1 pseudogene is annotated in these 304 nt (G+C 76.0%); it reads left to right on the forward strand.

Annotated elements, in window-relative coordinates:
* A pseudogene (locus tag ACR9ZK_RS21780) lies at positions 1–223 on the forward strand (LLM class flavin-dependent oxidoreductase); the annotation flags it as partial.
* Positions 224–304 lie beyond the last annotated feature (81 nt).

The raw sequence follows: 304 nt of genomic DNA on the forward strand, positions 1-304 counted from the left end.
GTCCGGTCGCGACCCCGGCAGTCTCGACCGGTACCTCAACCTCGACAGCGCCCCGACCTTCTCGCTGAGCAGTGCCGACGCGCTCGAGGACGCCGTCGGGCGCGCCGCCGAGCTCGGTTTCACCGACGTCATCACGCACTGGCCGCGTCGGTCCGGGCCCTTCGCCGGCACGCGCGCCGTCCTCGACGCCGTCGTCACCGGCGTCATCCCGCGCCTGCGGTGACTCCGACGGGCCCGGTCCCTCGCCGGGCCTCGCGCCCCGGGGCGACCGAGGCCAGCTCCTCGAGGGTGTACCGCACGGCGG

The organism is Monashia sp. HAY1-5C (genome assembly GCF_056755255.1).